Below are 3,863 nucleotides of genomic sequence, written 5' to 3' on the forward strand. Positions count from 1 at the left end.
CCAGTTCGCCGCCGTCGTCCGGGCGTTCGCCGCCGTGGCCGGAGCGGCGAGGGCGAGCAGCGCGAGGGCCGCGGCGACGGCGGTGGTGCGGGTCTTGGGCATGGAGTGCTCCCTCGGGGACGGCGACGGCCGGTCGGACAACGAACCATCCGCCCCAGAGGACACGAGTGCATACCCATTCGGAGGCAACCGGACACCCGTTCTCACCGTCAACAAGGGTGTGAAACTGACAGGCACCCCCTTCTTCGTCCTCTCGCTCGTCCTCGTCCCGCTCTCCATAGGCCTCCTGATGTACTTCTGGAACCGGGTGCGCGGGCCGCAGCCGCTCCGTTTCGGGACGCGGTTCGGGATGGTGCTGTTCGCCCAGGTCACGGCCGTGACGCTGGTCTTCGTGATGGTGAACAACGACAACCACCTCTACGGCGGCTGGGACGACCTGCTCGGCACCGGCAACCACGTCCGGGCCGTGCCCGTGCCGCCCCCGGCCGACGCGACGGCGGCCGCGAACCCGCCCGGACAGCCCCAGGTGATCCAGCAGTTCGGTCCGGTGGACGACAAGCTCGTGCCGAAGGACGTGAAGACGACCGACCTGAAGGGCCGCGTCTCCGGCGTGGACGGCGAGGTCCTGGTCTGGACGCCGCCGCAGTACGACGACCCGGCGTTCAAGGACAAGAAGTTCCCCGTCGTCGAACTGCTCGCCGGCTTCCCCGGCTCGTCGAGTGCCTGGTTCGGCAGCATGAACGTCTCCAAGCAGCTCGGGCCGCTCATGAAGTCCGGCCAGATCGCGCCGTTCATCCTGGTCTCGCCGCGCGTCGTGCTGCTCCCCAACCACGTCGACACCGGCTGCGCGGACGTGCCCGGCAAGGTCAACGCCGAGACCTGGCTGGCGCGCGACGTGCCGCAGATGGTCCTCGACAACTTCCGCGCCGAGCCCGGCCCCGAGCACTGGGCGGTGGCCGGCTACTCGGCGGGCGCGCACTGCGCGGCGCGCCTCGGCATCGCGCACTCGAACCGCTTCCACGCGGCCGTCAGCATGTCCGGCTACAACGACCCGATGGGCGAGGGCGACTCGCTGACCGCCAAGGACCCGCACCTGCGCGAGGTCTCCAACCCCCTCTACATGCTCCAGCACGCGCAGACCCCGCCGAACGTCGCGCTGTACGTGACGGGCAAGAAGGGCGACGGCTACGAGGACGCGCTCGCCCTGCAGAAGGCCGCCAAGGCGCCGACCGCCGTCACCCCGGTCGAGGTCAACGGCCCGCACCTGACGTCCACCTGGGAGCCGATGGTGCCGTCCGTCTTCACGTGGCTGACCCAGGCCGTCGGGAAGAGCGGCTGAGCGCCGGGGCGTCAGGGCTTGACGGCGACGGCCGCGTACGCCGAAACCTGCGCGTCCGTCGCCCCGTCCGCGGTCGCCCCACCGGCGTCCGGATCCCCCTCACCAGGGTCCGGACGCCAGCGGTGGGTGGCGACCAGGCCCGGGTCGAGCAGGTCCCAGCCGTCGAAGAAGCGGGCGATCTCCTCCCAGGTCCGCATCCGCACCGCGGTGCCGGCGGCCCGGTACACCTGCGCGACGCGCTCGGTCTCGGCCGGGGCGAAATCCGGCGTCCCGTGACTGAGCACGAGCGCGCTGCCGGCGGGCAGGGCCCGCTTGAGCCGCTCGACGATCGCGTGGGCGTCGTCCTCGCCGGGCACGAAGTGCAGCAGGGCCACCAGGCTGAGCGCCACCGGCCGGCCGAGGTCGAGCGTGTCGCGTAGTCCGGCCGAGCGCAGTATCGCCTCCGGCTCGCGGACGTCCGCCTGGACGTAGGCGGTTCGGCCCTGCGCGGTGGAGTGCAGCAGCGCCTGCGCGTGGGCGTACACGATCGGGTCGTTGTCGGCGTAGACGACGCGCGCCCGCGGATTCACTCGTTGGGCTACTTCGTGGAGGTTGGGCGAGGTCGGGATCCCGGTGCCGACATCGAGGAACTGGTCGATGCCGCGGTCCGCGAGCAGCCTGGTGGAGCGGTGCATGAACGCCCGGTTGGCGCGGGCGGCGGTGCGGGCCCACGGGAAGACGGCGATCGCCCGCCCGGCCGCCTCGCGGTCGGGGGCGAAGTTGGTGGTGCCGCCCAGGAAGTAGTCGTACATCCTGGCCGAATGCGCCCGGTACAACTGCAGGTCCACCTCGGCACCGTCACTGCCCGTCCCCACGGCTCCCCCTCACCACGACTCCACCACGCCGTCACCACGCCGCCCGGGGACCCAACCATAGGTGAGGAACCGTCAGTTCCGTCCGTAGTCCTACTTTTCCGTCCTCTCCGCCGGATCCGCGTGCCGCCTTTGCACAACGGGACCCCCGATGCGCTTGCATGTGTCACGGGGGAGCGCACGTTCCCCCCTCGACCACACGGGAAGGTCCACGGCATGACCATCAACCGGGGCGCCCGCTTGAGACTCACCTTCGACGCCTTCTGCGGCACCCACGAGCCCGCCTGGACCGCCTTCGCCCGCACCCAGGTCGGCCCCCGGGGCGACGCCGCCGCCCTCGTGGTCCGCCGCACCCGGGAACACCTGCACCACAACTGGGCGTTCGCGCTGCGCCAGGAGGTCCCGGCCGCGTACGCCTGGCGCCTGCTCAAGGAGCACCTCGCCGCCTGGCTCGCCGCCCAGGGCGAACCGGCCGCCGTCCAGACCGCCGCGATGGACGCCGCGATCGGCGCCTTCTGCCGGCGCGCGGGACTGCGCCCGCAGACCCTGGCCGATCAGCTCGCGCTGCTCGGCGCGATCCTCGCGCTGCCCGAGCGCCAGCGGGACGCCGTCGTCCTCGCGCACTGCCTCGGCCTGGCGGACGCCGAGGCCGCCGAGTACCTCGGCATCCCGCCCGCCACGCTGCGCGCGCACCGCCGCCAGGCCCACCGCCGCATCGCGCGGGCGGTGGGGCGGCCGGACTTCGCGTCGGGGCGGCCGGTGGTGTGGGAGACGTGTCCGGGGGAGGAACGATGACCGAGGTGTACGGGCTGCTGGGCTGGATGGACGGCGGCGCGGACGAAGGGGCCCGGCCCGTACGGGTGTTCCCGTGCGTGCTGGCCGCCGCGCCGTCGCTGTCGGACCGCCTGACGGCCGCGCCCGCGCCGTTCCCGTCCGAGCACGAGCAGGCCGCCCACGAACTCGACCTGGCCACCGCGCTCGTGCTGGGCGCGCCGCAGGCCGGCCGCTCGCTGGACCAGCTGGTGAACAGCCACCGCATCCACCCCGAGGGCGCGCTGGTCCTCGGTTGCCTGCTGGCCGTCACCGGCCGCGCTGACCCGGCCCAGTTCTGGTGGCAGTTCGCGGCCGGCTCGGGCAGCTCTACCGCCGCCTACCTGCTGCACCTGCACCACCTGCGGCTGGGGGAGCCCCGGGACGCCGCCTACTGGCGCGACCAGGCCGAACTGCTGGCCGCCAACCCCCGCCGCGAGCAGCGCACTTACCGGGCCACGGAGCCCCTGCTCCCGGACGACGTGCGCCACGACATCCTCGCCCGCTGCCACGAGGGCCTTCACCCGAGGCTCCCGGCCGCCCTGGAGGCCGTCGTCAACCGCCTCACCGTCACCGCCGACGACGAGGACTACGGCGAGATCCCGCAGCCCCGCTCGGCCCTGGCCGCCGAACTCGCCACCCCCGGGCGGGCGTAGCGAGAGCGGCGCGGCCATGGTGCATTCCTCTCGCGACAACGGGCCTTCCCGGCAAGGGGATTGCGTACGAACGACCGACGGCACACTCCGGCCTTGCCTCTGAGGCAAGGCTTACCTGGCCCGGCCCGGGCGGGCTATCCATCCACGGCCGCTTCGCCGCTGCCGTGGATGGATAGCGCCGGTGTGGGGCTCGGGGATCTAATGGAT

4 protein-coding genes are annotated in these 3,863 nt (G+C 72.8%); 3 read left to right on the forward strand and 1 reads right to left on the reverse strand.

Annotated elements, in window-relative coordinates; translation table 11 throughout:
* Nucleotides 1–220 precede the first annotated feature (220 nt).
* Nucleotides 221–1,339: an alpha/beta hydrolase-fold protein gene (locus AB0O00_RS31980; RefSeq protein WP_363657738.1), complete on the forward strand. Its 1,119-nt coding sequence runs from the start codon at nt 221–223 to the stop codon at nt 1,337–1,339.
* Nucleotides 1,340–1,350: 11 nt separating this feature from the next.
* On the opposite strand, the gene AB0O00_RS31985 is transcribed toward AB0O00_RS31980, so the two are convergent.
* Nucleotides 1,351–2,130: an SAM-dependent methyltransferase gene (locus AB0O00_RS31985; RefSeq protein ID WP_363657744.1), complete on the reverse strand. Its 780-nt coding sequence runs from the start codon at nt 2,128–2,130 to the stop codon at nt 1,351–1,353.
* A gap of 276 nt (nt 2,131–2,406) precedes the next feature.
* Between AB0O00_RS31985 and AB0O00_RS31990 the strand changes: the two genes are divergently transcribed.
* On the forward strand, nt 2,407–2,985 hold the full coding sequence (locus AB0O00_RS31990; protein WP_363657740.1) for a sigma factor-like helix-turn-helix DNA-binding protein: 579 nt from the start codon (nt 2,407–2,409) through the stop codon (nt 2,983–2,985).
* Nucleotides 2,982–3,656, forward strand: coding sequence for a hypothetical protein (locus AB0O00_RS31995; RefSeq protein WP_363657742.1), 675 nt, complete (start codon nt 2,982–2,984; stop codon nt 3,654–3,656). The genes AB0O00_RS31990 and AB0O00_RS31995 overlap by 4 nt, the downstream gene beginning before the upstream one ends.
* Nucleotides 3,657–3,863 lie beyond the last annotated feature (207 nt).

Source organism: Kitasatospora sp. NPDC093558 (assembly GCF_040683475.1).
Taxonomy (GTDB): Bacteria; Actinomycetota; Actinomycetes; order Streptomycetales; family Streptomycetaceae; genus Kitasatospora.

What these genes read in the sequence shown, in the direction of transcription:
- AB0O00_RS31995 (WP_363657742.1), top strand. Translation starts at nt 2,982, where the DNA reads ATGACCGAGGTGTACGGGCTGCTGGGCTGGATGGACGGCGGCGCGGAC.
- AB0O00_RS31985 (WP_363657744.1), bottom strand. Translation starts at nt 2,130, where the DNA reads ATGTACGACTACTTCCTGGGCGGCACCACCAACTTCGCCCCCGACCGC.
- AB0O00_RS31990 (WP_363657740.1), top strand. Translation starts at nt 2,407, where the DNA reads ATGACCATCAACCGGGGCGCCCGCTTGAGACTCACCTTCGACGCCTTC.